A 25,872-nucleotide genomic window follows, 5' to 3' on the forward strand; every position below is an offset into this window, starting at 1 on the left:
TGGGGCTGGTCGCGCAGTTCCCCGCGCCCCTAAAAGCAGGCGAGCTGCCCGGCCCTTGGCCGGGCAGCTCGCCCCCGTCTCACACTGCCAACAGGTCGTCCACCGAACCCTTCACCGCCGGGCCTTCCTTTGCCGCCGTGTACCTACCCGACACCAGCGCCCACTCGTAGTTGCCGTTGATCCAGTGCTGGATGGCTTCAACGCCCTGTTGCACCCGGAGTCGTTCGTTGTCGTTCAGGGCCAACTCATTGCACATCTGGGGGACTTGGGCCTCCAGGTCGAGGTACTCGGTCAGGCAGGCGTTCGTCATTCGGTAGGCCTCTTCGGCCGCCGCCTCCCATGACAGGCCCCGATCCCGGTGGAGCACCGCTATCAGGTTGTGGCCGTCCCCTCGGCGCCGTTCGCGCTCGAAGGAATGGATGTCGTTCATGAAACCGATGGTGTCCGCGGCCAGGTCACGCATGCGTTCCATCAGCGGGTGGGCCTGCACCTGAGCCGGGACCTCGAAGCCCCGGCTGCGTTCGCCGGCGTCGATGCTGTGGTGGATGCCGACCGTGCGGCGCCGGAACTCCGTGTACTCGTCGAGGTCCAGCGTGCCCGCGATGCCCCGGGCCGCCAGGTCGACCTCCTCGCAGTGCGCCACCAGGAACCGCCCCCAGGACGCGGCGAACCGGGTCCGCCAGGTCAGGGACATGCCATCCGAAAGGTGGTCCCACACCTGGGCCCAGGCCACGGTGATCGGGCAGACCACCCGGGGCCTGCTGCCCGTCGGACGCAGGGGCGTGACGATCAACTCCCGCGCCACTTCAAGTATTCGGTCGGCGCGGTCCGGCTGGCTCGCGTCGAACTGGTCGTCGAAGAGGAATGCCAGCGAGAACCAGTTCATCAGGACGACCATGTCCGCGGCCGACGCGTGCGGATAGGTACGGGCCGCGGCCTGCGGGAGATCCCACGACCGGTACTCCTCGAACCCGGCCTGGCTGCGCACCAGGCCCATGTCCCAGACCCAGCGCAGATGGCGGGCCCGTGCGTACTCCAGATGGTCGCTGACGGGGGTGTCGAAGGGGAGGTCGAAGGTGACGTCCTGAGGCATGCGCTTCCTTTCGGGAGACGGAACACTGGTCCCCCCACTGCGAGCGGGCGGTCCGTTCGACCGCCCGCGCCCTCGAACTGCGCTTCGTGGTACGAAAGTTGGTCCCACAAGCGGTTACGAGGCTGCCCAGAGCCTAGATGATCTACACCGTGCCCCGATCGTGATCCCCGTTACTGCTCACGCCTCCTGAGCTGCGTACACTCCCGTCCCTCCCACATAAGTAAGCGCTACCTGCGTCTCCCCGATCTCCTCCGGCGGCGCGGCGAACGGATCGCGGTCCAGGACCACCAGATCCGCCAACGCCCCCGCCGTGATGCGACCGGTTTCGTCCAGATGGTTCGCGTACGCCGAACCCGCGGTGTACGCCGTGAGTGCTTCCGTGAGTCCGAGCCGCTCGCCCGGCAGGAACACCGGTCCCGCGCCCCCGGGTTCGACCCGGTTGACCGCGACGTGGATGCCCTGCAGCGGATCGGGACTGCTCACCGGCCAGTCGCTGCCCGCCGCGAGGGTGGCCCCGGAGCGCAGCAGCGCCCCGAACGGGTACTGCCACAAGGCCCGTTCGGGCCCGAGGAACGGAATCGTCAGCTCGTCCATCTGCGGTTCGTGCGCGGCCCACAACGGCTGGATGTTCGCCACCGCGCCGAGTTGCACAAACCGCGCCACGTCGTCGGGATGCACCACCTGAAGGTGTGCGAGGTGCGGGCGGGTGTCGGTCGGCCCGTTGGCGGCCCGCGCCGCCTCGACCGCGTCCAGCGCATCCCTTACGGCCCGGTCGCCGAGCGCGTGGAAGTGGCACTGGAAGCCGAGTGCGTCCAACTCGGTCACGTACTTGGGCAGTTGCTCCGGGTCGATGAAGCTGGTGCCCCGATTGGCCGTCGCGCAGCCGCACTTGTCGAGGTAGGGGTCGAGCAGGGCGGCCGTGCCGGTCTCGGCGACCCCGTCCAGCATCATCTTCACGCTGCCCGCCCGGAACCGGCCGTGGCTCAACGCGGCCCGCCGCTCGACGAGTTCGGGGATCTGCTCGGCCCCGCGCTCCCGGTCCCACCACAGCGCGCCGACCACGCGTGCGGTGAGCGAGCCGTCCCGGGCGGCTGTCAGATAGGCGTCCGACGGATCGGCCATCCCCGCGTACCTCCCGACGATCGCGTCCTGCCAGGCCGTGATCCCGAGCGCGTGCAGATGCCGCTGGGCCTGCAGCAGCGCGGCCAGTCGGTCGGCCGGGGTGGTGGGCGGCGTGAGCGTGCCGACCAGCAGCATCGCCCCCTCCTGGAGCGTCCCGGTCGGCTCGCGCGACGCGTCCCGCTCGATCCGCCCGTCCACCGGATCGGGCGTGTCCCGCGTGATGCCCGCCAGCTCCAGGGCACGGCTGTTCACCCAGGCGCCGTGATGGTCCCGGTTGGGCAGATACACCGGCCGGTCCGGCACGACCGAGTCCAGCAACTCCTTTGTCGGCGTGCCCCCTTCGAACGCCTCCATCGACCACCCGCCCCCGGTGATCCACTCCCGCTCGGGATGCGCGTCCGCATAGGCCCGTACAGCGGCGATCGTGTCCTCGGCGGTCTTGGCCCGCGTCAGATCGCACTGGGTCAGCTCCAGCCCCGCCGGTACCGGATGCACATGCGCGTCCTGGAATCCGGGCAGCAGCAACCGCCCAGCCAGATCGACGACTTGGGTGCGCGGCCCGGCGAGGTCGTGCACCTCGGCATGTCCTACGGCGGTGATCCGGTCGCCGGTGACGGCCACGGCGGTCGCGGTGCGGCCCTCGGGGGTGAGGGCAGGGCCGTTGGTGAAGAGGAGGTCTGCGTGCATGGTTCGTATCCTTGCGGGGTTGTCAGGAGGTGGCGAGCAACTGCGGGGCGTCGGCGTCGGTGCCTTGGCCCGAGTGGAAGTACGGCGACCTGCGGACCCACTTCGCCCACGCGGCGGCCAGGAAGCCGGACGCGATCATCGCCAGCGGGGTGAGCAGGAGGAACCAGCCGTTGTCCGCGCTGACTTCGAGGTGGTCGGTAGAGGTGTAGAAGGACCAGCCGAGGTAACCGCCCAGTCCCAGCAGGGAGATGGCGCTCAGTGTGGGCAGCACCACCGCGCGGACACCCTGCCGCCAGTCCTCGCGGAGGAGAGCCCGGAAGCGTACGGCGGCGGCCAGAGCGGTGAGCGCGTAGGAGAGCGCTACGACGATCCCCACTGCGTTCACCGTGGCCATGATCATGTCGGCGAGGCGGGGGATCACCAGCGCCAGTGCCGCGACCGCCGTTGCCAGCGCGCCGATCAGCAGGGTGCCGAGGGCCGGAGTGCCGTAGCGAGAGCTGATCTTGGACCAGACGGGGCCGAGGGTGCGGTCGCGGCTCATCGCGAACATGCCGCGGGCGGTGGGGATGACTCCCGCCTGGAGCGAGGCGACCGCCGAGAACATCAGGGCGACCAGGGGGAGTGCGGCCAGTGGTTGGGAGGCGAGGCGGTCGCCGAAGTACGCCAGGCCCTGGGCGCCATGGCCCGCCAACTCGCCCTCGGAGAGCACCCGTTGGAAGGCGATCGAGCCGAGCAGGAACAGGCCCAGCATCGTCACCAGGGTGATCAACCCGGCCCGGGACGCGTCGCGTGGGTCGCGCACCTCCTCGTTCACGGTGAACGCGGCCTCGAATCCCCAGTAGCAGAACACCGAGAGCAACAGTCCCTGCGCGAGCGCCGACGCCGAGGGGATCGCGAACGGGTCGAACCAGCTCAGGCTGAAGGCGTGCGGGCCGGTGACGATGCCGTATCCGCAGAAGCCGAGCAGGACGACGTACTCGAAGATCAGTAGTCCGGACTGGAGTCGGGCGGCGGTGCGGACGCCGGTCACGGCGGTCAGGGTGACGGCGATCAGGACCACGATGCCTATGGCTGTTGTCTGTGCCGTCGAGCCCGGGTCGAGGGTGAGGCCGCCCGCCCGGTGGACTCCGGCCTCGCCGGCGAGCTGGATCATGGCCGAGCCGGTGACCGCCGTGGTGTACGCGAGGAACGCGATCGTCGCGACGATGTTCACCCAGCCGACCAGGAAGCCGAGCCACGGAGTGAGTGAACGGCCCACCCACACATAGCCGTTGCCCGCGTTCGGCTCGACCTTGTTCAGCCGGGAGTAGGCGCCCGCGATGCCCAGGATCGGCAGGAACGCGAGCAGCATGATGGCCGGCAGATGCAGCCCGACCACCCCGGCGGTCACGCCGAGACCGATGCCGATGCTGGTGGTCGCGGCCGTGCTGGACGCGGCGATGGCGACGCCGTCCAGCAGACCGAGGGACTTGCGCAGTGCGGGCCCCGACGGGGGTGGCGTGTCGATCATGGCGTGCTCTCCGCTCGCACCGGGGGGCCCGAACGGCCCCGGTGAACGCACATGAAACTGCCCGCACACTTAACAGGTCAACGGTGTTGTCGTAAGGTGCGGGCACGCGGCACACGAGCAGCGAGGAGGTGCCGTATGAGCGAGCGTGTCGTCCCGGCCGCCGCCCGGCAGCGCAGGCGCCCCACCAAGCAGGGTGTCGTCCTGTCCGAGGAACTGATCGTCGAGACCGCCCTGAGGCTGATCGAGGAGCACGGCACCGACGCCTTGTCCGTGCGCCGGCTCGGTCGCGCCCTCGGCGCCGACCCCAGCTCCCTGTACCGCTACTTCCGGCACACCGACGACCTGATGCTGGCCGTCGCGGATGAACTGATCGGCCGGACGCTGCGCACCTGGCGGCCCAGCGGCGACTGGCGGGCCGACCTGCGGGACCTGGGCCTGCGCATGCACGCGGGCGCGCTCGCGCATCCGAGGGCGGCGGTGCTCAGTGCGTACCGGGTGACCGGGCGGGTCTACGAGATCCAGGCCGTGGAGGCGATCCTCGGGGTGCTGCGCGGGGCCGGGTTCCCCGACGCCGAGGCGGTGCGGATCTACCACGCCTACGTCGACCAGGCCCTCGCCTTCGGTGCCCTCGACTCAGCGAACACGGCGTTGCCGAAGCCGGCCCGCGAGGCGGAGGCGGCCGTATGGCAGGCCACGTACGCCCGGCTGCCCGCCGACACGTACCCGCACATCGCGGCCACGGCCCGACACCTTGTCGCCACGATGCGGCACAGTTCCTACTCGGCCGCCCTGGATCTGCTGCTGAGCGCGGCGGCGGCCCGGCTCGCCGAGATTCGGGCGGCGGAGGAGGAGGGCTGAGCGGCAGACTGGGGCCATGACTCAAGAGCCCGCACGTACCGCGAAGCAGCGCTTGCAGGACACGCTCCGTCGGCTGGAGCACGATGAGGACGCCTGGGTCGCCACAGCCGGTGAGGACGGGGGAGCGCCCTATCTCGTGCCGCTGTCGTTCGTGTGGGACGGCACGACCCTGCTGTTCGCCACCCCGGCCGCGAGTCCCACGGGCCGCAATCTCGCGGCGACCGGCGTCGCCCGGCTCGGCATCGGGCCGACCCGTGACGTCGTGATGATCGAGGGCACGGTGGTGATGCTGACACCCGCCGACCTGCCCGAGGAGGACGCCGAGATCTTCGCCTCGAAGACCGGCTTCGACCCGCGCCAACTGGCCACGCCCTACCTCTACTTCAGGATCCGCCCGCAGCGCGTGCAGGCCTGGCGGGAGGCCAACGAGCTGAAGGGGCGTGACCTGATGCGTGACGGCGAGTGGCTGGTGGCCGACTGAGCCCGTGCCCTATGGGGAGTGCGGGGCGAAGTTCGTCGTCGTGAAGGTCGCCTTGTTCGCGCTTGTCGTGCCGTCGGTGATCCACCAGCGCGTGGCGCGCTCGCCGTAGACGCCGAATTCCGCGTCCGCGCCCCAGTTCAGGACGAGTTCGTCCTTGCCGTCACCATCGAAGTCGGCGGCCCCCGCGGGCCGGGCGTGCCGCCACTTCGCCGGGATCTTCTTGCCGTCCTCCGCGGCGGGCCCGTCACGGAGGACGGTGGTCCGCCGGGTGCCGTCGATGAGCGTCGCGCCCTCGTACGTGGCGACGAGGATGCCGTCACGGCCGTCGCCGTCCGGGTCGGCGGACATGTAACCACCGGGCCCGTAGTCGGAGCGAGCGGACTTCGGCGCCTCGGGCAGGCGGTACGTCACCGATGCGCCGCCGGCGCCGGGATACACGGCGAGCGAACCGTCGACGTCGGCCGGCTCGGTATCGTAACCGGGCTCGTCGTTACGGCTGCCGTCGTCGCCCACGGCCACGTCGCGCTGCCCGTCGCCGTCGAAGTCGCCGAACGCGTGGGCGTTCCCGCTCCTCAACTGCCGACCGGTAGCTGAGAGTTGGGAACCCCGGTGGGCGGTGTAGAGCGTGTTGCCGGACTGCTCGCCGTCGCTCACCGCGTGCATCAGGAGCGAGGTCGCGCGGGGTGTGCCGGACGGGGCGATGGCGTCGGCGGTGAGGTCGCCGTCCGACCAGGGGAGGCTCGTGTCGGTGCGGGCGGGCGCGCCCGAGCGCGAGAACGGGCCGTACATCACCACCATGGACGAGCGGTTGTACGCGAACCCGGCGAGGTCGTGGTGCCCGTCGCCGTCGAAGTCGCCGCGCACCACGGACTGGATTCCCAACTTCGTTGCGCTCTGGGGCAGTTGGACCGGCGTGGCGGAGGTCTTGGCGGCCGGTCCGCCGGGGCCGCCCCACGCTATGTACGGGATGGTGCGCGCGCCGATGACGTTGTTGTCCGACGCCATCGTGCCGTGGACCGTCGTGACGAAGTCCGGGAAGCCGTCGCCGTCCAGATCGGCGGTGGTGAGGTCGGCGGCGGACAACGAGTCCTTGGGCGCCAGGAGTTGCCTGATGGGTGCCGGCAGGCCCAGGTCCGCGCGGCCGTAGACCGTGCGTGTCGACAGGTCGAGGCCCTTGGCCGATCCGTAGACCACACCGACCCGTTCGTCGGTGGCGCCCTCGCCGCCGCCGACGACGATCGGCACGACGAGGTCGCGGTGACCGTCGCCGTTGATGTCGTCGGGGTCCTTGGAACCCTTTCCCGGAGCGGGAGTTCGGCTCGCGGCGGTCGTCGTCGGCTCTCCCGACGAGGGCGACGACTCATGGGCGGTGGTGCTGCTGCCGCATGCGCTGAGCGGAGCGAGCGCGGTGCAGACGGCGAGGGTCACTACGGCGTTACGGGGCTTCACCCGTCTCACTCTTGCATCCCGCGTCACACCCGAACCAGGGGAGCCGTGCGGATGTTGCACGTTCGTTGATCGACACCGGCCGTCGGCATCAACTGGCCGAACCGGGATACCCGTTGGGTGCGTGGCAACCGGACTCGACCCTTGCGCGCCCCGATCCTCGGAGGAACACATGGCACTGGTGAACGCGAGCTTCGTGGTGCTCGACGCGGTCGAGCCGGAGAAACTCGCCGTGTTCTACACGGAGTTGCTGGACGGCGAGCAGACGGACATCACCCTCGACCAGGTGGAGATCAGGGGCGCCGACGGGACCCGGCTCGCGTTCCGCCGGGACCTCAGCGCCACCCCGCCGAGCTGGCCCCGCGCCGAGAACAGCCAACAGGTCCACCTCGACTTCCTGGTGGAGGACCTGGACGAGGCGGAGCGCAGGATCGTAGGGCTCGGCGGACGCCCGCTGGAGACCAAGGACATGCCGGGCCCGTACGAGGAGCGGGTGTACGCGGACCCGGCCGGCCACTCCTTCACCCTCCGCCCGGTGCCGCCCACGGCCGGCGATCAGGGCTGAGGAAGCTCACTCCGGCCGCCTTTGTCCTTCGCGGGCCAGACCCCGGTCGAGCGCTCGATGGCCTTCGCACCGGTACGGTCCGCCGCGCTGCGCGCCACCGCGAAGAGGGCGCCCTGAAGCGCGGCGGCGAGCAGGATCTCGGCCCAGCCGCGGTCCCGGTCCAGCGGGTCGGGGGCGGTGTCCTCGTGCCGTATCGCCTGCCACGTGGCGCGGAAGGCACGCCCGGCGAGGGCACCGCTCACCAGGCCCAGGACGAGGCCGACGGGCTGGTAGACGAGGGGGAGTTTCTTCTTCTTGATCTTGGCCACGTGGGTCTCCTTCTACGGACGAGCGGGCCGGTCGGGACGGTCGGCACCCCGACGGTGTCACCGAAACCGGGGCTTCGGTAGAGGGTGTGAGCAGCACCTTCGGGGCGAGTCGGCGTAGATGAACGGCGAGGCCGTCGACCCGGAGCTGAGCGCCGGTCGAAGAGGTGTCCGCAGGGGAAAGCCCCGCCGCGACGGGGGAGCGCGGCGGGGCTTGAACGTCGGATGCCCGACGTCGTACCGGTTCATGCGCCCCGGAACGAGAAAATCTCTCCGGGCGCTGGATCGGTCGCGGGGATCAGCTTCCGTCGGCCGGTTCGAGGACGAACACGGGGATCTGCCGGTCCGTCTTCGTCTGGTACTCGGCGTACGGGGGATACGCGGCGACCGCCCGCTCCCACCACTCGGCCTTCTCGTCGCCGGTGACCTCGCGGGCCGTCAGGTCCCACTTCTGCGGTCCGTCCTGCAGCTCGACGTGCGGGTCGGCCTGGACGTTGAAGTACCAGACCGGATGCGTGGGCGCGCCGCCCTGCGAGGCGACCACGGCGTAGCTTCCGTCGTGCTCCACACGCATCAGCGGGGTCTTGCGGATCTTCCCGCTCTTGGCGCCCACGGTCGTCAGCAGGATGACGGGCAGCCCCGAGTCCCTCAACGTGGTCCCCTTGGTGCCGCCGGAGCTCTCGTACAGCTCCACCTGCTCACGCACCCACTGCGTCGGGCTGGGTTCGTACTCGCCCTGAAGAGGCATGGCATCCGTCCCATCTCGCGTTCTACGGCTGTCTCGCATCGAGTCAACACCAGCCGGTGCGTGATTCATCCACACCACGGCTCTCTTCGGCCACGCCCGCTCCACCGGGTGATGACCTCGGAGGTAATCGCGCCGCAATGCCCACTCCGGCACAGTCGGCACCCCGCACGACCACCGGCCGAGAGAGGGCGCCCGCATGCCCGAGACCCCGAGCACACGCACCGTCGTAGAGGACCTGCTGCACCGGATCGGCCACGCCGAGCCGGAGCGCATCGCGGAGCCGGAGCGCATCGCGGAGCTGTACGCCGAGTGCGCCGACTGGAGACTGAACTGGCCCGAGGACGAGCACGGCCGTGCGGCCACGCCGTGGATCCGGCACCGGTCCTCCCGTGCCGACGCCGCCGACCACTTCCGGGACCTCGCCGCCCATCATGTGCCGGGACAGGCGGGCACGGAGATCGAGCGCATCCTGGTCGACGGTGAGTACGCGGTGGTGTTCGGCGAGATCCGGCTGACCGCGAGGCCCACCGGACGGCCGTATCGCGCCAGGTTCGCCCTCCACCTCACCGTCCGGGACGGACTGATCGTCCGTCATCACGTGTACGAGGACAGCCTCGCCGTGGCCCGTGCCTTCGCGATCGGATCAGGCGCGCGGTGAACGTGGGACCGGGCGAACCGGACCACCAGGTTCAGCCAGATTGTAGGCACCACCGATCTGGCCGAACTTCGGGTGGCCCCATAGGTGCCTTGGGCATCTAATGAAGATCGGCAAGACGCACTCTTCGTCTGCGAGGTCTTCCATGACGGATCTGACGGATCTGACAGAACCGAAGGACCGAACCGAACCCGTCGCCTTCCCCCAGGACCGCACCTGCCCCTACCAGCCGCCCACCGGCTACGACCCCCTGCGCGCCGACCGCCCGCTGGCCCGCGTCACGCTCTACGACGGACGTACGGCGTGGCTCGTCACCGGACACGCCGCCGCCCGTGCGCTGCTGGCCGACCAGCGGTTGTCCAGCGACCGTACCGAGCCCGATTTCCCGGTGACCAACGAACGTTTCGCGGCGGTCCGGAGGCGGAGGGTCGCGCTGCTCGGTGAGAACGACCCCAAGCACCGCACCCAGCGGCGGATGATGATCCCCGCCTTCACCGTCAAGCGCGCCACGGCGATGAGGCCCGACATCCAGCGGATCGTCGACGAACTGCTCGACGCGATGATCGCCCAGGGCCCGACCGCCGACCTGGTGTCCGCGTTCGCGCTGCCCGTGCCCTCGATGGTGATCTGCGCGCTGCTCGGTGTCCCGTACGCCGACCACGAGTTCTTCGAGGCCCAGTCCCGACGCCTGCTGCGCGGCCCGAAGCCGGAGGACAGCCAGGACGCGCGCGATCAACTGGAGGCGTATCTCGGCGGGTTGATCGACAGCAAGCAGAAGGATCCGGGCGACGGGCTGCTGGACGACCTCGTCCGGGAGCAGCTGAGCGAAGGGGCGCTGGACCGCACGGAGTTGATCTCCCTCGCGATCATCCTCCTCGTCGCGGGCCATGAGACGACCGCCAACATGATCTCCCTGGGCACCTTCACGCTGCTGCGTCACCCCGAGCGGCTGGCCGAACTCCGGGACGATCCGGGGCTGTTGCCGGACGCGGTCGAGGAGCTGATGCGGTTGCTCTCCATCGCGGACGGGCTGATGCGGCTCGCCGTCGAGGACATCGAGGTGGACGGTACGACGATCCGGGCCGGTGAGGGGGTGCTCTTCTCGCCCGCGGTCATCAATCGCGACGTGGACGTCTACAGCGCTCCGGACGCCCTGGACTGGCACCGGCCCACCCGCCATCACGTCTCGTTCGGCTTCGGCATCCACCAGTGCCTCGGCCAGAACCTGGCCCGCGCCGAACTGGAGATCGCCCTGCACAGCCTCTTCGACCGGTTGCCCACGCTGCGCCTGGCGGCTCCGGCGGAGGAGATCCCCTTCAAACCCGGCGACACGATCCAGGGGATGCTGGAACTCCCCGTGACCTGGTAAGAGGCTGCGCTCCATGCACACGGAAATCCACATCGACAAGGACGTCTGTATCGGGGCGGGCCAGTGCGCCCTGGCCGCCCCGGGCGTCTTCACCCAGGACGACGACGGCTACAGCACGGTGCTGCCGGGCAAGGAGGACGCCGGCGACGACCCGATGCTCCGCGAGGCGGCCCGCGCCTGCCCGGTGAGCGCGATCAGCGTCACCGACACGGAGGGGTGAGCGGCCTGCGCCTGGCGGGCCCTTCGGCTCGTTCGTAGGAGGTGTGCGGCTCAGCCCGTAGGCCGACCGAGTGCCTCTGGACTCTCTGTCCTCTCGGTGCGAGGCAGATCGACCTGCGGGGCTGAGCCGCCCCCTCCGCCCAGGACCGTCAACCCCCTGTCCCCAGCACGGCCACCCCGAGCCCCCGCAGTCGCTCCCGCCCGGCGATCACCTCGTATGCGGCGACCCGCTCACCCTCGACGGTCACCCGGAGCGCGAGCAGCAGCCGTCCGCCGGGGGCGACCACGATGCCGGCATCCCCGTCGACGAGGGCCAGGGCCGCGAACCGCGTCCGGTGTCGCAGCAGCGCCGTCCCCTCCGCCACCGCCCGGGCGCCGCGCAGCTCGGTCGGTACGCCGGGCGGCAGTGCGGTGGGGTCGGCGCGACGGACCACGTCGGGGGCCAGTACGTCGAGCAGCGCGTCGAGGTCACCGCCCCGCGCGGCGGTCAGGAACGCCTCGACGACCTCGCGGTGCCGGTCCAGCTCGGCGCGCGGCACCGTCGGCGTACCCCGAACCCTGTGACGGGCCCGGCTGGCGAGCTTCTTCGCGGCGGGCCGGGAACGGTCCAAGATCGTGGCGATGCGGTCGAACGGGACCGAGAAGAGGTCGTGCAGCACGAACGCGACCCGCTCCGCCGGGCCCAGCGTGTCCAGCACCACCAGCAGGGCGAGGCCTACGGAGTCGGCGAGTACGGCCTCGTCCTCGGGCAGGTCACCGGTGCTCGCCTCCGGCAACTCGTCGCCGTACGGATCCTCCCGCCGGGACGCGCGCGTGCGCAGCATGTCCAGGCAGATGCGGGAGACGACCGTCGTCAGCCAGGCCGCCAGGTTGCCGATGTCGTCGCCGCCCGAGCGGCTCAGCCGTAGCCAGGCCTCCTGTACCGCGTCGTCCGCCTCGACCGTCGAGCCCAGCATCCGGTGGGCGACCGCCCGCAGCTGCCCGCGCCGCTCCTCGAACCGCTCCGCCAGCTCGTCGTGCCCGTGCATGGGTCACCTTTCCTCGTCGTGCTCCGTCACCTGTCCGACGCACACGAACCGACCGAGGTGACCACACCATGCTGCTGCACATCGACTCCAGCGCCGACGTGACCGCCGACTCCGTGACCAGGCGACTCACCGAGACCTTCGCGCGGACGTGGCGCACCCGGCACGGCACGGCCGACCACCGCCACCGTGACCTGTCCGCCGATCCGGTCCCGCCGATCACCCCGGCGTACACCACCCTGGGCCGCCGCGTGGAACGCGAGGGATTCGCGCCACCGGCCAAGGTGCCCGCCCTGATCGAGAGCGACGCCGAGCAGTACGAGTGGGACCTGACCCTGCCGCTGGTCACCGAACTCCTGGGCGCGGACACGGTGTTGCTGGGCGTCCCGATGTACAACCTCTCGGTGCCCGCGACCCTGAAGGCGTGGATCGACCGCGTCACCTTCCCCGGCGCACTCACCGATCCGGACACGGGCGAGAGCCTCCTGCGCGACACCCGCGTGGTCGTCGTCATGGCACGCGGCGGCGGATACGGCGCCGGCACCCCGCGCGCACACCTCGACTTCCAAACGCCCTACCTGAAGGGCTACTTCGGCAATCTCGGGGTGCCGCCGGAGCACCTCCACCTCGTCGTCGCCGAGCTCACCCGCGTCGACGTGCTGCCGCACTTGGCCGGCCTGGAGGGCCTGGAGGCAGCCTCCCTCGCCCGGGCCCGCGCCACGCTCACGGCACTCGCCGCCGCCTGACCTCAGCGGGCCCGCAGCAGCGACCGGGCCGCCCCGCGTGCCTCCGCCGCCGGCTCCGCGCTCCCGGTGATCCCGGCCGTGACCATGGCCCCCTCGGCAAGCAGGAACAGCTGCCCGGCGAGCGCGGCGGGCAGCCCTGCGTCGTCCACGAGACCGGCGAGATACTCGCGGAACGCCCGCTTGTGCGCCCGCACTTGGGCCGCCACCCGCTCCGAGGTCACGCCCAGCTCGCCGTACGAGTTGATCCACGCGCACCCACGGAAGTCGGCCTCGCCGAACCAGCCCTCCAGCCAGTCGAAGACGGCCAGAATCCGCCCCTCCGGATCATCGTGCCGCTCGACGTGCTCGGCGAGGCGTCCGCGCCAGCGCAGGTCACGCCGTTCGAGATACGCCTCCACCAACTGGTCCTTCGCGGGGAAGAGTTGGTAGAGCCGCTTGAGGGAGACCCCGGAGGCGGTACGGACCGCGTCCATGCCGACGGCCTGGACGCCCCGGCCGTAGAACAGCTCCTCGGCGGCGTCCAGCGCCTGCTCCCGGGCGACTGCGCTGTCCATGGAACGACTCCCCACTCCTCTGCTGCTCCTTGACGTGAGAACGAGCGTTCTCTACGTTAGCAGTCACCCCGGAGAACGCGCGTTCTCCACCGTTACGTCCAGGAGGCACCCCATGGCTGACGCCCGCCCGCCCCTGCCGCCCTTCACCCGCGAGACCGCCGCGCAGAAGGTCCAGGCCGCGGAGGACGCCTGGAACACCCGCGACCCGCACCGGGTGGCGCTCGCCTACTCGGAGGACTCGGTCTGGCGCAACCGCGACACCTTCGTCACCGGCCGCGCGGAGATCGCCGCGTTCCTCACCGCCAAGTGGGCACGCGAGCACGAGTACGCCCTGCGCAAGGACCTGTGGGCCTTCGACGGCAACCGCATCGCGGTCCGCTTCCAGTACGAGTGCCGGGACGCCGACGGGCAGTGGTGGCGGTCGTACGGCAACGAGTTGTGGGAGTTCGACGAGCACGGGCTGATGACCCGGCGCGAGGCGAGCATCAACGACCTGCGTATCGAGGAGAAGGAGCGGCGCGTGTTCGGGGCGCGGCCGGAAGCGGAGCGCGGGCGGTCGTTCCCGCTTCAGTAGGCTCCCCGGGTGACCGAACAGGACTCGAAAGCCTTCCTCTACGTCGTCGTCTGTGCCGCCGGTATCGCCGCGGACGTCAGCAAGCTGATCACCGCCGCGCAGGAGCGGGACTGGGCGGTCGGGGTGATCGCGACCCCGGTCGCGATGGGCGGTTTCTTCGACACGGGCGCCGTCGAGGCGCAGACCGGGCGCCCGATACGGTCGGCGTGGCGCACCCCCGGTGATCCGCGCCCCTTCCCGCCCCCGGACGCCGTGGTCGTCGCGCCCGCCACCTTCAACACGATCAACAAATGGGCGGCCGGTACGGCGGACACCCTCGCGCTCGGCACCCTGTGCGAGGCGTACGGCCTCGGTGTCCCGACCGTCGTACTCCCTTGTGTGGGCGAGGCGTTGGCCGCCCACCCCGCCTACCGGGCGAGCCTGATACGGCTGCGCGGGATGGGCGTCCGGTTCGGGGAGCCGTACTCCGGCGAGGTCCAAGAGGGCGGTGGACGGCCGGAGTTCGGCTGGGAGCGGGCCCTCGACCTGCTCTAGGCGCAGGTCACGGTCGGCCCGGCCAGCATGCCCCCGGTGTGGAGCGCCTGCCCCTGTGGCATCCAGTAGCCCAGCTTCGAAACCACCGTGGAACAACGGGACTTGAGCGCGACACGGACCACCACGGTGGCCGGATGCCCCGGCTGGAGATCGGTGAGCGCGCAGTCCAGGGCGTGCGGGAGCCGGTCCTTCGACGGGTGGCTGCCGACCAGCGGATTGACACAGCGGGCGTCGGACGTGGTCAGCTCCGCCCCCGTGCCCTCCTCCGCGATGAGCCCGAACCGTGCGCTGCCGTCGCCCTCGTCGCTGTGCCGGCGGACCGTGTACGTCAACGTGGTCACGGAGTCGGGCCGCAGCGTGCTCCGGTCCACCTCGATGCCGTGCGTGACCTTCGGCCCGGGCGCGGTCAGGGTCAGCTCGGTGTGCACGGTGCCCGTCAGGTCCACGCCCTCGGGCGTCGACTGGACGCGGACGGTGGCCGTGAAGTCGTACGTGCCCGGCCCCGGGTACTCGCCCGACCCCGGGAGCTTGCCGGACGCGACAGTCTCACCGTCGCGCTCGGCGGTCCAGGTACCCGAGGTGCGGCACGCGTACCGGACGGTCGACCTGAGCTGTCCGCAGGCCGCGGGAGCCGAGACCGCCATGGTCGGAGTACCGCTGCCCGCACACAGGCTGACGACGGCATGCTGGCCGCGTGCGCCGTGCAGGGTGCCCGCGGGCGCGCACAGGGTCGACGGCGGCTCGGGCGGGGACGGCGCCGGGTCCGTGCCGCCCCACGCGGGCGACACCAGGGCGAGCGGCAGCAGCACCGCCCCGATCAGAATCCTCAGGCTGGTCGAACGTCTCGGCACCGCGTTCCTCCGTACGGGCATGACCGGCCGGGCGCCGGTCGTCCGCACCGAGGATGTGGGACCCCCGTTGCCACCCGTCCGTTCCCACGCCGGGCGGCCGGGGGCGGTCACACCAACGCCGGACGCCCGTCAGTGCCCCAGCAGTGCCCGCAGTTCCGGTTGCAGCAGTTCTCCGTGCGCCCGTACGAGGTCGTCGCACAGGTCCCAGATCCGCTCGACCGGCAGTGCCGCCGCCGTCGCCGGGTCGGCCATCGCCGCGTGCCTGATGCGGCGGGGGTCGCCGTCCGTGGCCGCACGCACCACCAGGTCGGTGACGGAGACGTAGGCGCTGTTGAGAGCCGCGCACTGCGGAGGCAGGGCGCCGATCCGGGTCGGCTGGACGCCCAACGCGTCGACCAGGCACGGGACTTCGACGACCGAGTCGGCCGGGAGGTTGTCGATGAGGCCGGGTTGGGGACGTTGCCGTAGACCGCGCGGGGGGTGTCGGACACGATGCTGTGGATGATCTGCGGGGCGTATTCCAGGGTGCCCTCGACCGGGAGCGGGGTGCCCGCCGCGAGGGCCTCGCGGGTGCGTTCGTAGCTTGCCGTGTTCCCCTCGATGATCTCCAGGTACGCGCCGACCGGGAGCCGTAGCCGCTCGATCTCGCTGTTGTGGTGGAGATACCAGGGCACGTACTCGGCGGAGTGCTCGCTGGTCTCGGTGGGGTAGTGGCCGAGCCTGCGGTACATGTCCACGCGGACCCGGCGCAGCAGTTCGGGGTCCTTCGCGATCGTCTCGTCGAGGAGCGGGTACAGGCTCTGCCCCGCCCGCTCGAAACGCGGCACCCAGGCCTGGTGGTTGACCCCGGCGGCCAGGTACGAGACCTCCTCGAAGGGGACGCCGACGAGCTGGGACAGGTCGTGCATCGTCCAGTACACCGAGTGGCACAGGCCCGTCGCCCTGCGGTCACCTTCTGGAGCATCGCGTCGGCCAACACCCCACCGCCGCCCGGGTCCACGCGGATCGTGGGGTGGGTCCGGTTGAACTCGGCGACCAGCGCCTCCACCGCCTTGCGGCCCGTGTCGGTCTGCCCGTGCCACAGCTCCACGCTCACCCGGCCGTCCGCACCGACGCCGTCCGAGGCACCGCCCGCACAACCACTCGCGGCACCGATCGCGGCCGTCCCGAGCAGCAGCCCGCGGCGTGACATCCCGTTCCTCACCATGGCCTCCTCACCGCACCTTGCGGACGTAGCCGGCGCTGCCGGGCGTCGACACGTCCAGATCCCGGCGCACGATGCTGAGCCTCCCGGCGAAACCCGAACGGGCCTTGCGCAGACCGGAGTCGGAGTACTCGATGACGATGACCCGGTCGTCGAAGGCCGTGGCGTACTCCCCGCACTCGTCGTACTCCGCGCACTCCTCCGCGACCGCGAAGTCGAGCCCGGTTTGCTTCCTCAGCCCGGCCAACTCCACGGTGTTCTTCTGGGCGATGGCGAGCTGGCGGGCGTGCGCGTGCCGGGAGAGCAGGGTGATGAAGGCGGTCGCGTCGTTCGCCGTCAGGAGGTGCTGGGAGCGGGTGTAGCTGTCGTAGTTGTCCGGCTCGATCGCGTCGAAGCCCTTGGCTGCACAGTCGTCGATCCACCGGTCGACCCGTGCCGCCACCCGTTCCCGCTTCGCCGCCGTACCGATGTCGAGCAGCGCCTCCCCCCAGTCCTCGTCCACCACCACCTTGCCGTGCGCGTCCCGCAGCAGCAGGTCGGCGGGCCAGGAGGCGCGCTCGTCCGGCTGGGCCTGGAAGGCGTTGACGTAACAGATGTTGTAGAGGCCCGGCGCGGGCGACGCCGTACGGTCGCGGCTGACGATCCGGACGCCGGCGGGCGGGGGATAGGCGCCGCCGATCTGGTAGTCGAAGTCGGCGTGGAGCGGCGGGAGTTGCACCCTGCCGGGCGCCGAACTGGTCGAGGTCCCGCACGAGGTCAGTACCGCTGCGGTCGCGGCGGCGGTGACCAGGACCGCGGCCGTCCCGAGACCTCCGACGCGGGAGACACCCTTGGCGGGCATGTCCGCTCCATCAATCGCGGGTACGACCCCGCCTCGGACCGGATGGCGACGCGGTCCTGGCGACTGTGGCCGGGCTTGGAACCTGTCCGCTACCGGCTGGGCGCACCTCTGCGTACCGCGCGGCACGCGCGGGCACGTCCAGGATCAAAGCGCCTGGCCGCACCGGCCGTCAAGTGCGCGTGCACATGCGCGACTTCGAGCACTCACGAAGTCGTACGCTCCAGACCGGTACCGAACTCGAAGGCAGGAGCAGCAACGATGCAGTACGTGAAGCTCGGTTCGACCGGCCTGGACGTCTCGCGGATCTGTCTGGGCTGCATGACCTACGGCCTCCCGGACCGCGGCACCCACGAGTGGACCCTCGACGAGGAGGCGTCACGCCCGCTGTTCCGGCAGGCGCTGGAGGCCGGGATCAACTTCTTCGACACGGCCAACGTCTACTCCGACGGCACCAGCGAGGAGATCACCGGCAGGGCGCTGCGCGACTTCGCCCGCCGCGACGAGATCGTCCTCGCCACGAAGGTGCACGGCCGGACACACCCCGGACCCAACGGCGCCGGACTGTCCCGCAAGGCGATCATGTCCGAGATCGATCTCAGCCTCGCCCGCCTCGGCACCGACTACGTCGACCTCTACCAGATCCACCGCGCCGATCCGCACACCCCCGTCGAGGAGACGATGGAGGCGCTGCACGACCTGGTGAAGGCGGGCAAGGTCCGCTACATCGGGGCGAGTTCGATGTACGCGTGGCAGTTCGCCAAGCACCAGCACATCGCCGAGCGGCACGGCTGGACCAAGTTCGTGTCCATGCAGAACCACTACAACCTCCTCTACCGCGAGGAGGAGCGCGAGATGCTGCCGCTCTGCGGGGACCAGGGCGTGGGTGTGCTGCCCTGGAGCCCGCTGGCGCGGGGCCGCCTCACCCGGGACTGGGGCACCACCACCGAGCGCAGCAGCACCGACAACTTCGGCAACCGCCTGTACCAGGAGGGCGACCGCAGCATCGTCGAAGCCGTCACCCGTATCGCGGGCGACCGAGGCGTACCGCGTGCCCAAGTCGCCCTCTCCTGGCTGCTGCACCAGAGCACGGTGGCCGCACCGATCGTCGGCGCGGCCAAGCCGCCGCACATCGAGGACGCGGTGGCCGCCGTCGAACTGGAGCTGAGCGAGAAGGAGTTGGACGAGCTGGAGCAGTCCTACACTCCGCACGCGATCAGCGGCCATTCCTGACGGACCGTCAGTGCGGGCCGTGCGGTGCGAACTCCGTGCCGCACGGCCCCGCCCCGGCGCTCTCCGCCAGCGGCACCCGTTCGCCGCTCATGGAGATCGTGCGGTAGAAACTCCCGATCCGGTCGGCCGAGCGGCCCACGTAGTGCCCGATGAACGAACGCCGGAAGCGGTCCGCGCTGCGATTGGGCTGCGAGCCGTGCACCAGGCTGCCGTTGAAGAACAGGACGTCCCCGGGCGCCATGTCGACCGGTACGGCCGCGAGCCCGGGCGGCGGAGGAACGTACTCGCGCGCGAAGGACACCCCGGGATCCGCCTCCTCCGGGCAGAACACGTCCATCCGATGGGTGCCGGGCACGACCTCCAGGCCGCCGTTGTCCCGGTCGATCTCGTCGCAGGCGATCCACGCGGCCACGCACGTGCCCGGCTCGGCCCGCAGATAGAAGTTGTCCTGGTGCAGCGCCTGCCCCCGCGCTCCCGGCGGCTTGAAGTAGAACATGCTCTGCGCGGCGAGCACCTCCTCGCCGAACAGGCGCTCCAGGACGCCGCGCAGCCGCGGGTCGAGGAGGAAACGCAGGGCGAGGTCACTGATCTCGTGCGGGTGCATCACCCTGGGGTGGGTCAGCAGAGGATCGTCGGAGGCGTGCGGCGCGAAGTGCCCGGGCACCGGACCGGCCGCGTGCAGCGCCGTGAACTCCGCACAGAGCCGGTCGATTTCGTCGTACCTGAACAATCCGCGCGCGACCGTGAACCCGTCCTCCTCGAACGCGCCGATGTCCGTGGCCGTCATACGAGACCTCCTCGGTGTGATGTCACCACCACACTCTCAGGAGACCGGGCATCCGCCTATTGGTTGGGCGTGAACGCTCTCATCGGTGATGTCACGGAAGTCGTCAACTCCCTCGGCCCCGCCGTCTCGTCCGAAAATGGCCCGGGCAGCCGGAACATGACCTGGGAAGACCGGGAGAAGGGCAGTGCCCTCGCCCGACGTGCGGGGTGGTCCGGGCGCTCTCCGGCCAATGGTTTCGGGATTTCCCGTGTCGATACGGTGGCAATCCCATAACGGACCCGATTGACGAAACGTCAAATTCCGTGGGCCCGACCGCAATGCACAAAACCGAGAGATCCCTTGTTCCGCCTCGCTGACCTGTGCAAAGGTGTGCCTGTCGGCGCGCGGACACATAGATGATTCCCCTCTGCGCGCCCGAGGCTGCTCCCGTACGTCACCCCCCTTGCTTCAAAAGAGCTTCCCCAGGCGGACGTTCGGGATGCCATCAATCGGACGGGCAGGCCCTGTCGGCTCGTCGGCACGGTCCCATACCCGCCGGTATGGACTGAATCCCGCGTTTCACCTGGAGGAATGCAGCCGTGAAGGACGCAGGTCCCTCGAATTCCCCGACTTCCGCTCACCACTTCGAAGTGACCGACGAGCAGCTCAGCGCCGAGCTGAAGAAGTGGACGGGGACATCGCCCGCGCTGCAACCCGTCGGCGAACTGCTGGACCGGCACTGGGAAGCCGCCTACGCCTATGCGCGGCTGTGCACCGACGGACCGCACCACGCCGGAATGCTCACCACGGCCGCATTCACCCGGCTCTTCGGGGAATCCCTGCGGCAGTCCGGACCGACCGCGGCCTGGCGGCCGCAGGTTCTGGTCACCGTGCGCCGTATCGCCGGGGAATGGGACACCGACCGCCGGCAGGAAATGCTCCACCCGGACCTGCGCTCGGTGGCCGGTGACGGCGACCGCATCGCGGCCCGGCTGCTGCCGGTGCCCGAACGGCGGCTGATCTCCCGGGCGTTCCAGCGGCTGCCCCAGTCGGCGCGCACGCTGCTGTGGCACATGGAGGTCGAGTCCGAACCCGTCGCGATAGCGGCCGGACTGGTCGGCCTGGACGAAGAGGGCGCCCGTATCGAACTCGGGCGCGCCGTCGGGCGGTTGCGCGAGGAGTGCCTCCAGGTCCATCGCGAACTGGCCCCCAGCGACGAGTGCCAGCTGTACATCCGGCTGCTGGACGTCACCTTCCGGCGCGGTGGCGCGGAGGTCGACCCGGACCTCGCCATGCACCTCACCGTCTGCAAGCACTGCCGGTTCACCGCCGACCAGCTGAACCAGTTCAACGCCGGGCTCGGCGTCGCGCTGGCCGAAGCGGTGCTCGGCTGGGGCGCGCGGGCCTACCTGGAGGTAAGGGCCGGCAGCCGCGCGCTGCCCGCCGAGGTGCCGCCCGCCTCGACCGAAATCGCCGTGCACGCCGGTCCACGCCGCGGCGAACTCAGATCCGCCCACAAGGCGGCCCGCCGCGTCCGCCGCCGCAACCTCGGTGTGGCCGTGCTGACCGTCAGCGGACTGGTCGTCCTCCCGCTCGTCCTGTGGTCCAGCGGCGGCTCCGGCGGCGCGAAGACCACGACCGGGAACCAGGCCGCCGGCGCTTCCGGCACCGGCAAGGAATCCGCCAACCCCTCCTGGGTCGGCAAGAACGACACCACCCAGGGCACGCTCAGCGGCCGGCTGCACAACGTCGAGTCCGGCCTCTGCATCGGCATCGTCGGCAACAAGCCCCTCAAGGGCGCCGAGGCCGAACTGCAGACCTGCTCCTCGGCGGCCGGCCAGCAATGGTCGTACGAGACCGACGGACAGCTGCGCAGCACCGCCGACCCCGGCCTGTGCCTCGACTCGCACCTCGCCTACGAGGTCCAACTCGCCCCCTGCACGGGCGTGTCCTCGTCGACCGCCAAGAACATCCGCTACGACTTCACCCTCCAGGGGATCCTCGTACCGCGCTGGAACCAGGACCAGGCGCTCACCCCCGCCTCCACCGACGGCGGCGGCGCGCTCGTGCTGAAGACGCGGGCGGACGACTCGGCCCAGCGCTGGGTCTTCGACACCTCGAAGGCAGACCCCCAGATGCAGGTCGTCAACTGGGACACCGACACCACCGACTCACCGACGCCCACGACCAAGAAGGCCGCCCCGACGCCCTCGGAGACGCCGACGGCCACGCCCACTCCGACCGCGTCGACCCCGCAGTCCACGCCGACCACGTCGTCCCCGACCACGGGCTACTGCGACTACTACCCGTCCTACTGCTCAGGCGACGGTCAGGGCGGCGGCTGGTCCGGAGGCGGCGGATACGGGGGCGGATACGGCGGCGGTGGGCACGGCCACTGACCCTCAGTGGTGATGCGGCGGTGGCGGCGGCAGGGTCGAGATGCCCGGCGCCGCCTCCGGCCACACCAGCAGCACCGGACAGGGCGCGTGATCGACGGCGAACCGTACGGCGGGCCCGAGACTGTGCGGGCCGAGCCGGGCCCGGTCGCCGTCGCGGGCCAGCACCAGCAGATCGGCGTCCCCGGCGGCGGCCACCACCTCCCGCTCGACCCGCCCGGCCCGCTCCGTCCGGACGCACGGCCGACCCAGCCGCTCGGCCGCCGCCGCCAGCAGCTCCGCCGCCGACGTACTGCCCAGATCCTCCAGCCGGGTCCCGGGATCACGCTGCGGACCACCCCGGCCGAGCAGCCCGGCGAACGCCCCGTGCGCGACACCGGGCACGTCCGGCCCGCTGACATGCAGCAGCACCACCTCGTCCGCCTCCGGCGCATGCGTCCGTACGGCGTCCACACAGGCGGGCCATGTGCCCTCGACCAGCCAGGCGATCACACGCATTCGGCCTCCCTCGGTGTCAGAGAACCTGGAGCGACACCCACAGTGCCACCGTCGCCGGGACGAGTGCCGACGGCACGGCGAGCAGCCCCAGCTTCGTGAACTCCTTGAGATCCACGCCGTGTTCGTGCTGATGCACGATCCGCCGCCACAGCAGCGTCGCGAGCGAACCGGCGTAGGTCAGGTTCGGCCCGATGTTCACCCCGAGCAGCACGGCGAGCACGGCCCCGGGCCCGGACTGCGCGGTCAGCGGCAGCAGGACCAGCACGGCGGGCAGGTTGTTGATGAGATTCGCCAGTACGGCGGCCAGCGCGGCGATCCCGAGCAGGGCCGCGATCCCGGTCCCGCCGGGCAGGACGTGCCCGAGTGCGTCGGAGAGCCCGTTGTCCACCACCGCCCGGACCACGATCCCGAGGGCCAGCACGAACGCCAGGAAGGACGGCGCGGCGGCCCGCACGACCGTGAGCGGAGTCGCCTGCCGTCGTAGCAGTGCCCGGCCGGCGAGGACGAGGGCGCCCGCCAGCGCGGCCCACGCCGGGTCGATGCCGATCGCCGAGGTCAGCACGAACCCGGCCAGCGTGCAGGCGACGGTCGCCAGCGCGAACACCGGCAGCTCGGGCTTGTCGCCGGAGGTCGGGGAGGGGGCCGCCGCCGCGAGGTCACGGGCGAAGAACTTCCGGAACACCAGGTACTCGGCGCCGATCGCGACCAGCCAGGGCAGCACCATCAGCCCGGCGAACCGGGTGAAGCTCAGCCCGCTCGCCGCGAAGGCGAGGAGGTTCGTCAGGTTGGAGACCGGCAGCAGCAGCGAGGCGGTGTTCGACAGATGCGTGCACGCGTAGACGTGCGGCTTGGGACGCACCCCCATCCGGGACGCCGTCGCGAACACGACCGGCGTCAGCAGCACGATCGTCGCGTCCAGACTCAGTACGGCCGTGATCGCCGAGGCCAGCGCGAACACCGCCGTCAGCAGCCGGCTCGGACTGCCCTTCGCCCACTCCGCCATCCACGCCCCGCAGGCCCTGAACAGGCCCTCCACATCGCAGAAGTGGGCCAGCACGAGGACCGCGGCCAGGAACCCGACGACCGGCCCGAGCTGTTCGGCCTCGGCCCGCGCGTGGTCGAGCGAGATCGCCCCGGTGGCCACGGCGATCCCGGCGGCCGGGACCGCCATCACCGCCTCCGGCCACCCGAAGGGACGGACGACGGCCCATACGAGGACGGCGACGAGCAGGACGACGGACAGGGTCTCGGCGAGCGGGGTGTTCAGGGGACGGTCCTCCGGGACGCGATCAGCGGTGGTGCACGCCCATGAAACCAGGCCGCCGCCCGAATCCCGTCGTCAGGCGCCCGTCCCCGCGCTGAACACCGTCAGACGCACCGAGGACGCGTTGCCGGACACGGGCACCGTGCCGTTCGTCCACTTCACCTTCAGCGGGTCCTTCTCGTCGGGCGGGGTCACCACCAGCGTGGTGGGAGTCGCTGTCTTCGCGCCGCTGATCTCCGGGTTGGAGAAGGTCAGGCCCGCCCAGGCGCTCTGGCCGGGCTTCAGCGTGACCGTGGTGACGGTGCTGCCCGACTCGCGCTGCGGGTCCGGGCCCAGCTGCTGGCCGGACGCGTTCACGAACGCGGCGCCGGGATAGCCGCGGACCGTGCACGTACGGCCCGACGCGTTGGTGAGGACGATCGGGAAGTTCTCCTGCCCGGCGCCCGGGTCGTTGCCGCCGACCTTCGCGCTCAGCTCGGAGGTGTGGCACCGGCTGCTGCTCGTGACGCCGGAGCCTGAGGAAGTGGAGGTGGACGTACCCGACGAGGTGGAGGTCGAGTCCGAACCGGTGGCGGTGTCGGTGCCGCCCGACGTGGAAGCCGGCGTGCCGGCCCCGTCGGTCGTGGGATCGCCGCCCGCGGGCGCGGCCGTACCCGACTGGGTCTGCGGGCTGCTCACCGTGCCGCTGCCGTTGCCACAGGCCGTCGTCAGGCCCAGTACGGCGACCGCGCTCACGAGCAGGGCCGCCCGGCGCAGGGACTGGGACGTGTTCGCCATCTTCAACACTCCTGGAAGTTCACCGCACACACCTCGGCGTGCTGACCGCGCCTCATGCGCCGTCACAGAGATCCGATGCGTGTGCGCGCCGAAAAGTTCGTGGGATCGCCGGTCATTCTCTCCGGCGGGGACTTCTGTTCCGACAGTGATCAGGTGACCCGCAGCGAGCGGAGTATGCGCGCGGTCGCGTCTCCGCTGTGCTGCCGTATCTGTACGTACACCTGGGGCTGCGCCGCGCCGCCGACCATGCGCAGCGCGGTCTCCGAGAGGGTGCCCGTACCGCCCGAGCAGTCGCTCCAGGTACGGGTCGTGCCGCGCCAGGTCGCACTTGAGTAGGCGTGGCTGCCGTCGTAGTGGCAGCCGGAGTGGGTGATGCCGTCCACCTCGGTCGTCACGCTGCCGTGCTCGCTCAGGCCGATGAACACGCCGTTCACGTCCGCCGAGAGGTCCGGCCACTTCGCCAGGTCGTCGGCGACGGCCAGCCCCGGCTCGTGCCCGTCCTGCAGCCCGAGGGCCTGCGGATTCCAGCCCGAGTCGCGCAGCTGGCGGCCCCATGCGGCGGGCACCTCGGCCACGACCCGGCCGGTGCTGTCCTTGACCCGCAGGTCCGAACTCCCGGACGAGAACGGCAAGTTCAACACAGCGACGGCCGCACCGGCGGCCACCACGACGAACAGACCCGCCATCAGCGCGACTCCCCGGTGCCGGCTGTGCGACTGGCGCTGCTTGCGCGCGGGGGCCGCCTCGGCCGCCAGCCGCTCCAGCTCCTCCGCGAACGCGCGCGCCGTCGGCCAGCGCCGCTCCCGGTCAGGTTCCAGCGCCCGCAGCAGGGCCCGCTGGACGTCGGGGGACAGGTCAGGCCGCAGCCGGTCCGGCCGTACGACCTGCCCGGGCGCCCCCGGAACCGTGCCGGTGACGAGTTCGTAGCCGACCGCGCCCAGGCTGTACACGTCGGCGCGCTCGTCGATGCCGAACCCGGGCTGCGCCTGCTCCGGCGGCTGGTAGCCCGCGGAACCCGCGGCCAGGGTGAGGCCCGACCCGTGCGCCAGGCTCTTGGCCAGGCCCAGGTCGGCGAGCAGGACCCGGCCGGTGCCGTCCGGGGTGGTACGCAGCAGCACGTTCGTCGGCTTGATGTCCCGGTGCACGATCCCCGCCTTGTGCAGCGCGGCGGCGCCCCGGGCGGCCAGCGCGGTCAGCCGCAGCGCCTCGGGCACGGGCAGCGGACCCGCGGTGAGCAGATCGGCGAGGGTGCCGGCGTCGGCGTACTCCATCACGAAGTACGGCCGTCCGTCGGCCAGCTCACCGATGTCGTAGACCTGCACCACCCGGTTCGAGTCGGCCTTGCGCAGCAGCCGGGCCTCGGACAGGAAGCGCTCGCGGATGTCGAGGCGGTGCGCCCAGTTGTCGGCGAGGACCTTCACGGCGACCGGGGCTTCGAGCACGTCGTCGTGGGCGAGCCAGACCGTGCCGAACGCGCCGGTGCCCAGGCGGCGTTCGAGTCTGTAGCGGCCGATCTGTTCGACGAAGTGCATGGGACTATCATGCCTGCTCGGA

The 25,872-nt window shown here is 71.0% G+C and carries 26 protein-coding genes and 2 pseudogenes; 11 read left to right on the plus strand and 17 right to left on the minus strand.

The window, feature by feature from the left end; translation table 11 throughout:
• Nucleotides 1-79 precede the first annotated feature (79 nt).
• The 3 genes from AB0I69_RS02840 to AB0I69_RS02850 form a co-directional block, all read right to left on the minus strand.
• Nucleotides 80-1,093 carry a 7-epi-alpha-eudesmol synthase gene (locus tag AB0I69_RS02840; protein WP_363093699.1) on the minus strand — a complete coding sequence of 338 codons (1,014 nt, stop codon included), beginning with the start codon at nucleotides 1,091-1,093 and terminating at the stop codon, nucleotides 80-82.
• A gap of 177 nt (nucleotides 1,094-1,270) precedes the next feature.
• Nucleotides 1,271-2,902: an amidohydrolase gene (locus AB0I69_RS02845; RefSeq protein WP_363093700.1), complete on the minus strand. Its 1,632-nt coding sequence runs from the start codon at nucleotides 2,900-2,902 to the stop codon at nucleotides 1,271-1,273.
• Between the two features lie 22 nt (nucleotides 2,903-2,924).
• On the minus strand, nucleotides 2,925-4,412 hold the full coding sequence (locus AB0I69_RS02850) for an APC family permease (RefSeq protein ID WP_363093701.1): 1,488 nt from the start codon (nucleotides 4,410-4,412) through the stop codon (nucleotides 2,925-2,927).
• Nucleotides 4,413-4,547: 135 nt separating this feature from the next.
• Here AB0I69_RS02850 and AB0I69_RS02855 point away from each other — a divergent pair, with 135 nt between their 5' ends.
• Together AB0I69_RS02855 and AB0I69_RS02860 are read left to right on the plus strand one after the other, a co-directional pair.
• Nucleotides 4,548-5,270 carry a TetR/AcrR family transcriptional regulator gene (locus tag AB0I69_RS02855; RefSeq protein WP_363093702.1) on the plus strand — a complete coding sequence of 241 codons (723 nt, stop codon included), beginning with the start codon at nucleotides 4,548-4,550 and terminating at the stop codon, nucleotides 5,268-5,270.
• A gap of 16 nt (nucleotides 5,271-5,286) precedes the next feature.
• Complete coding sequence (locus AB0I69_RS02860) at nucleotides 5,287-5,751, plus strand: pyridoxamine 5'-phosphate oxidase family protein (RefSeq protein ID WP_363093704.1); 465 nt, start codon at nucleotides 5,287-5,289, stop codon at nucleotides 5,749-5,751.
• 9 nt (nucleotides 5,752-5,760) lie between these two features.
• Here AB0I69_RS02860 and AB0I69_RS02865 read toward each other — a convergent pair whose 3' ends face one another.
• The gene (locus AB0I69_RS02865; RefSeq protein WP_363093705.1) at nucleotides 5,761-7,200 is read right to left on the minus strand and encodes a VCBS repeat-containing protein; all 1,440 of its coding nucleotides are present in this window, start codon (nucleotides 7,198-7,200) and stop codon (nucleotides 5,761-5,763) included.
• Between the two features lie 169 nt (nucleotides 7,201-7,369).
• Here AB0I69_RS02865 and AB0I69_RS02870 point away from each other — a divergent pair, with 169 nt between their 5' ends.
• Nucleotides 7,370-7,762 (plus strand): VOC family protein, encoded by a 393-nt coding sequence (locus AB0I69_RS02870; protein ID WP_363093707.1) that lies wholly within the window; start codon nucleotides 7,370-7,372, stop codon nucleotides 7,760-7,762.
• Here AB0I69_RS02870 and AB0I69_RS02875 read toward each other — a convergent pair.
• Nucleotides 7,753-8,070 carry a DUF4235 domain-containing protein gene (locus tag AB0I69_RS02875; protein WP_363093708.1) on the minus strand — a complete coding sequence of 106 codons (318 nt, stop codon included), beginning with the start codon at nucleotides 8,068-8,070 and terminating at the stop codon, nucleotides 7,753-7,755. The two genes, AB0I69_RS02870 and AB0I69_RS02875, sit on opposite strands and share 10 nt — an antisense overlap.
• Nucleotides 8,071-8,365: 295 nt before the next feature.
• A complete protein-coding gene (locus AB0I69_RS02880; RefSeq protein WP_363093709.1) occupies nucleotides 8,366-8,815 on the minus strand; it encodes a nitroreductase family deazaflavin-dependent oxidoreductase in 450 nt (149 codons plus the stop codon).
• A 196-nt stretch (nucleotides 8,816-9,011) separates the two neighbouring features.
• On the opposite strand from AB0I69_RS02880, the gene AB0I69_RS02885 reads away from it, so the two are divergent.
• The 3 genes from AB0I69_RS02885 to AB0I69_RS02895 all read left to right on the plus strand — a co-directional run bounded on the left by AB0I69_RS02885 (nucleotide 9,012) and on the right by AB0I69_RS02895 (nucleotide 11,059).
• Nucleotides 9,012-9,473, plus strand: a complete 462-nt coding sequence (locus AB0I69_RS02885) for a nuclear transport factor 2 family protein (RefSeq protein WP_363093710.1) — start codon at nucleotides 9,012-9,014, stop codon at nucleotides 9,471-9,473.
• A 142-nt stretch (nucleotides 9,474-9,615) separates the two neighbouring features.
• Nucleotides 9,616-10,839 carry a cytochrome P450 gene (locus tag AB0I69_RS02890; protein WP_363093711.1) on the plus strand — a complete coding sequence of 408 codons (1,224 nt, stop codon included), beginning with the start codon at nucleotides 9,616-9,618 and terminating at the stop codon, nucleotides 10,837-10,839.
• A gap of 13 nt (nucleotides 10,840-10,852) precedes the next feature.
• A complete protein-coding gene (locus AB0I69_RS02895) occupies nucleotides 10,853-11,059 on the plus strand; it encodes a ferredoxin (protein ID WP_363093712.1) in 207 nt (68 codons plus the stop codon).
• 148 nt (nucleotides 11,060-11,207) lie between these two features.
• Here AB0I69_RS02895 and AB0I69_RS02900 read toward each other — a convergent pair whose 3' ends face one another.
• Nucleotides 11,208-12,086 (minus strand): sigma-70 family RNA polymerase sigma factor, encoded by an 879-nt coding sequence (locus AB0I69_RS02900; RefSeq protein WP_363093713.1) that lies wholly within the window; start codon nucleotides 12,084-12,086, stop codon nucleotides 11,208-11,210.
• A 68-nt stretch (nucleotides 12,087-12,154) separates the two neighbouring features.
• Between AB0I69_RS02900 and AB0I69_RS02905 the strand changes: the two genes are divergently transcribed.
• Entirely contained in the window at nucleotides 12,155-12,829 is a 675-nt protein-coding gene (locus AB0I69_RS02905) for an NAD(P)H-dependent oxidoreductase (protein ID WP_363093714.1), read from the plus strand.
• Between the two features lie 2 nt (nucleotides 12,830-12,831).
• On the opposite strand, the gene AB0I69_RS02910 is transcribed toward AB0I69_RS02905, so the two are convergent.
• On the minus strand, nucleotides 12,832-13,383 hold the full coding sequence (locus AB0I69_RS02910; RefSeq protein ID WP_363093715.1) for a TetR/AcrR family transcriptional regulator: 552 nt from the start codon (nucleotides 13,381-13,383) through the stop codon (nucleotides 12,832-12,834).
• Nucleotides 13,384-13,495: 112 nt separating this feature from the next.
• Here AB0I69_RS02910 and AB0I69_RS02915 point away from each other — a divergent pair, with 112 nt between their 5' ends.
• Both AB0I69_RS02915 and AB0I69_RS02920 read left to right on the plus strand, forming a co-directional pair.
• A complete protein-coding gene (locus tag AB0I69_RS02915; protein ID WP_363093716.1) occupies nucleotides 13,496-13,957 on the plus strand; it encodes a nuclear transport factor 2 family protein in 462 nt (153 codons plus the stop codon).
• Nucleotides 13,958-13,966: 9 nt separating this feature from the next.
• Entirely contained in the window at nucleotides 13,967-14,491 is a 525-nt protein-coding gene (locus tag AB0I69_RS02920; RefSeq protein ID WP_363093717.1) for a flavoprotein, read from the plus strand.
• Here the strand turns inward: AB0I69_RS02920 and AB0I69_RS02925 are convergent.
• The 4 genes and pseudogenes from AB0I69_RS02925 to AB0I69_RS02940 form a co-directional block, all read right to left on the minus strand.
• Nucleotides 14,488-15,342, minus strand: coding sequence for a hypothetical protein (locus tag AB0I69_RS02925; protein ID WP_363093718.1), 855 nt, complete (start codon nucleotides 15,340-15,342; stop codon nucleotides 14,488-14,490). The genes AB0I69_RS02920 and AB0I69_RS02925 overlap by 4 nt on opposite strands.
• Nucleotides 15,343-15,471: 129 nt before the next feature.
• A pseudogene (locus AB0I69_RS02930) lies at nucleotides 15,472-16,277 on the minus strand (alpha-glucosidase/alpha-galactosidase); the annotation flags it as partial.
• A gap of 8 nt (nucleotides 16,278-16,285) precedes the next feature.
• A pseudogene (locus AB0I69_RS02935) lies at nucleotides 16,286-16,534 on the minus strand (ABC transporter substrate-binding protein); the annotation flags it as partial.
• Nucleotides 16,535-16,556: 22 nt separating this feature from the next.
• Entirely contained in the window at nucleotides 16,557-17,387 is an 831-nt protein-coding gene (locus AB0I69_RS02940; RefSeq protein WP_363093719.1) for an endo alpha-1,4 polygalactosaminidase, read from the minus strand.
• A gap of 258 nt (nucleotides 17,388-17,645) precedes the next feature.
• Between AB0I69_RS02940 and AB0I69_RS02945 the strand changes: the two genes are divergently transcribed.
• Nucleotides 17,646-18,617: an aldo/keto reductase gene (locus tag AB0I69_RS02945; protein ID WP_363093720.1), complete on the plus strand. Its 972-nt coding sequence runs from the start codon at nucleotides 17,646-17,648 to the stop codon at nucleotides 18,615-18,617.
• Nucleotides 18,618-18,624: 7 nt separating this feature from the next.
• Here the strand turns inward: AB0I69_RS02945 and AB0I69_RS02950 are convergent, their stop codons facing one another.
• Entirely contained in the window at nucleotides 18,625-19,404 is a 780-nt protein-coding gene (locus AB0I69_RS02950) for a phytanoyl-CoA dioxygenase family protein (protein WP_363093721.1), read from the minus strand.
• 578 nt (nucleotides 19,405-19,982) lie between these two features.
• On the opposite strand from AB0I69_RS02950, the gene AB0I69_RS02955 reads away from it, so the two are divergent.
• Nucleotides 19,983-21,782 carry a ricin-type beta-trefoil lectin domain protein gene (locus tag AB0I69_RS02955; protein ID WP_363093722.1) on the plus strand — a complete coding sequence of 600 codons (1,800 nt, stop codon included), beginning with the start codon at nucleotides 19,983-19,985 and terminating at the stop codon, nucleotides 21,780-21,782.
• A gap of 3 nt (nucleotides 21,783-21,785) precedes the next feature.
• Here AB0I69_RS02955 and AB0I69_RS02960 read toward each other — a convergent pair whose 3' ends face one another.
• From AB0I69_RS02960 to AB0I69_RS02975, 4 genes are all read right to left on the minus strand, one after another.
• The gene (locus AB0I69_RS02960; protein WP_363093723.1) at nucleotides 21,786-22,277 is read right to left on the minus strand and encodes a universal stress protein; all 492 of its coding nucleotides are present in this window, start codon (nucleotides 22,275-22,277) and stop codon (nucleotides 21,786-21,788) included.
• A gap of 16 nt (nucleotides 22,278-22,293) precedes the next feature.
• Nucleotides 22,294-23,544 (minus strand): arsenic transporter, encoded by a 1,251-nt coding sequence (locus AB0I69_RS02965; protein ID WP_363094158.1) that lies wholly within the window; start codon nucleotides 23,542-23,544, stop codon nucleotides 22,294-22,296.
• 72 nt (nucleotides 23,545-23,616) lie between these two features.
• Nucleotides 23,617-24,318, minus strand: coding sequence for a DUF4232 domain-containing protein (locus tag AB0I69_RS02970; protein WP_363093724.1), 702 nt, complete (start codon nucleotides 24,316-24,318; stop codon nucleotides 23,617-23,619).
• A 149-nt stretch (nucleotides 24,319-24,467) separates the two neighbouring features.
• Nucleotides 24,468-25,850, minus strand: a complete 1,383-nt coding sequence (locus tag AB0I69_RS02975; protein WP_363093725.1) for a serine/threonine-protein kinase — start codon at nucleotides 25,848-25,850, stop codon at nucleotides 24,468-24,470.
• Nucleotides 25,851-25,872 lie beyond the last annotated feature (22 nt).

The sequence above is a fragment of the Streptomyces sp. NPDC050508 genome (assembly GCF_040655155.1).
In the GTDB taxonomy this organism is placed as follows: Bacteria; Actinomycetota; Actinomycetes; order Streptomycetales; family Streptomycetaceae; genus Streptomyces.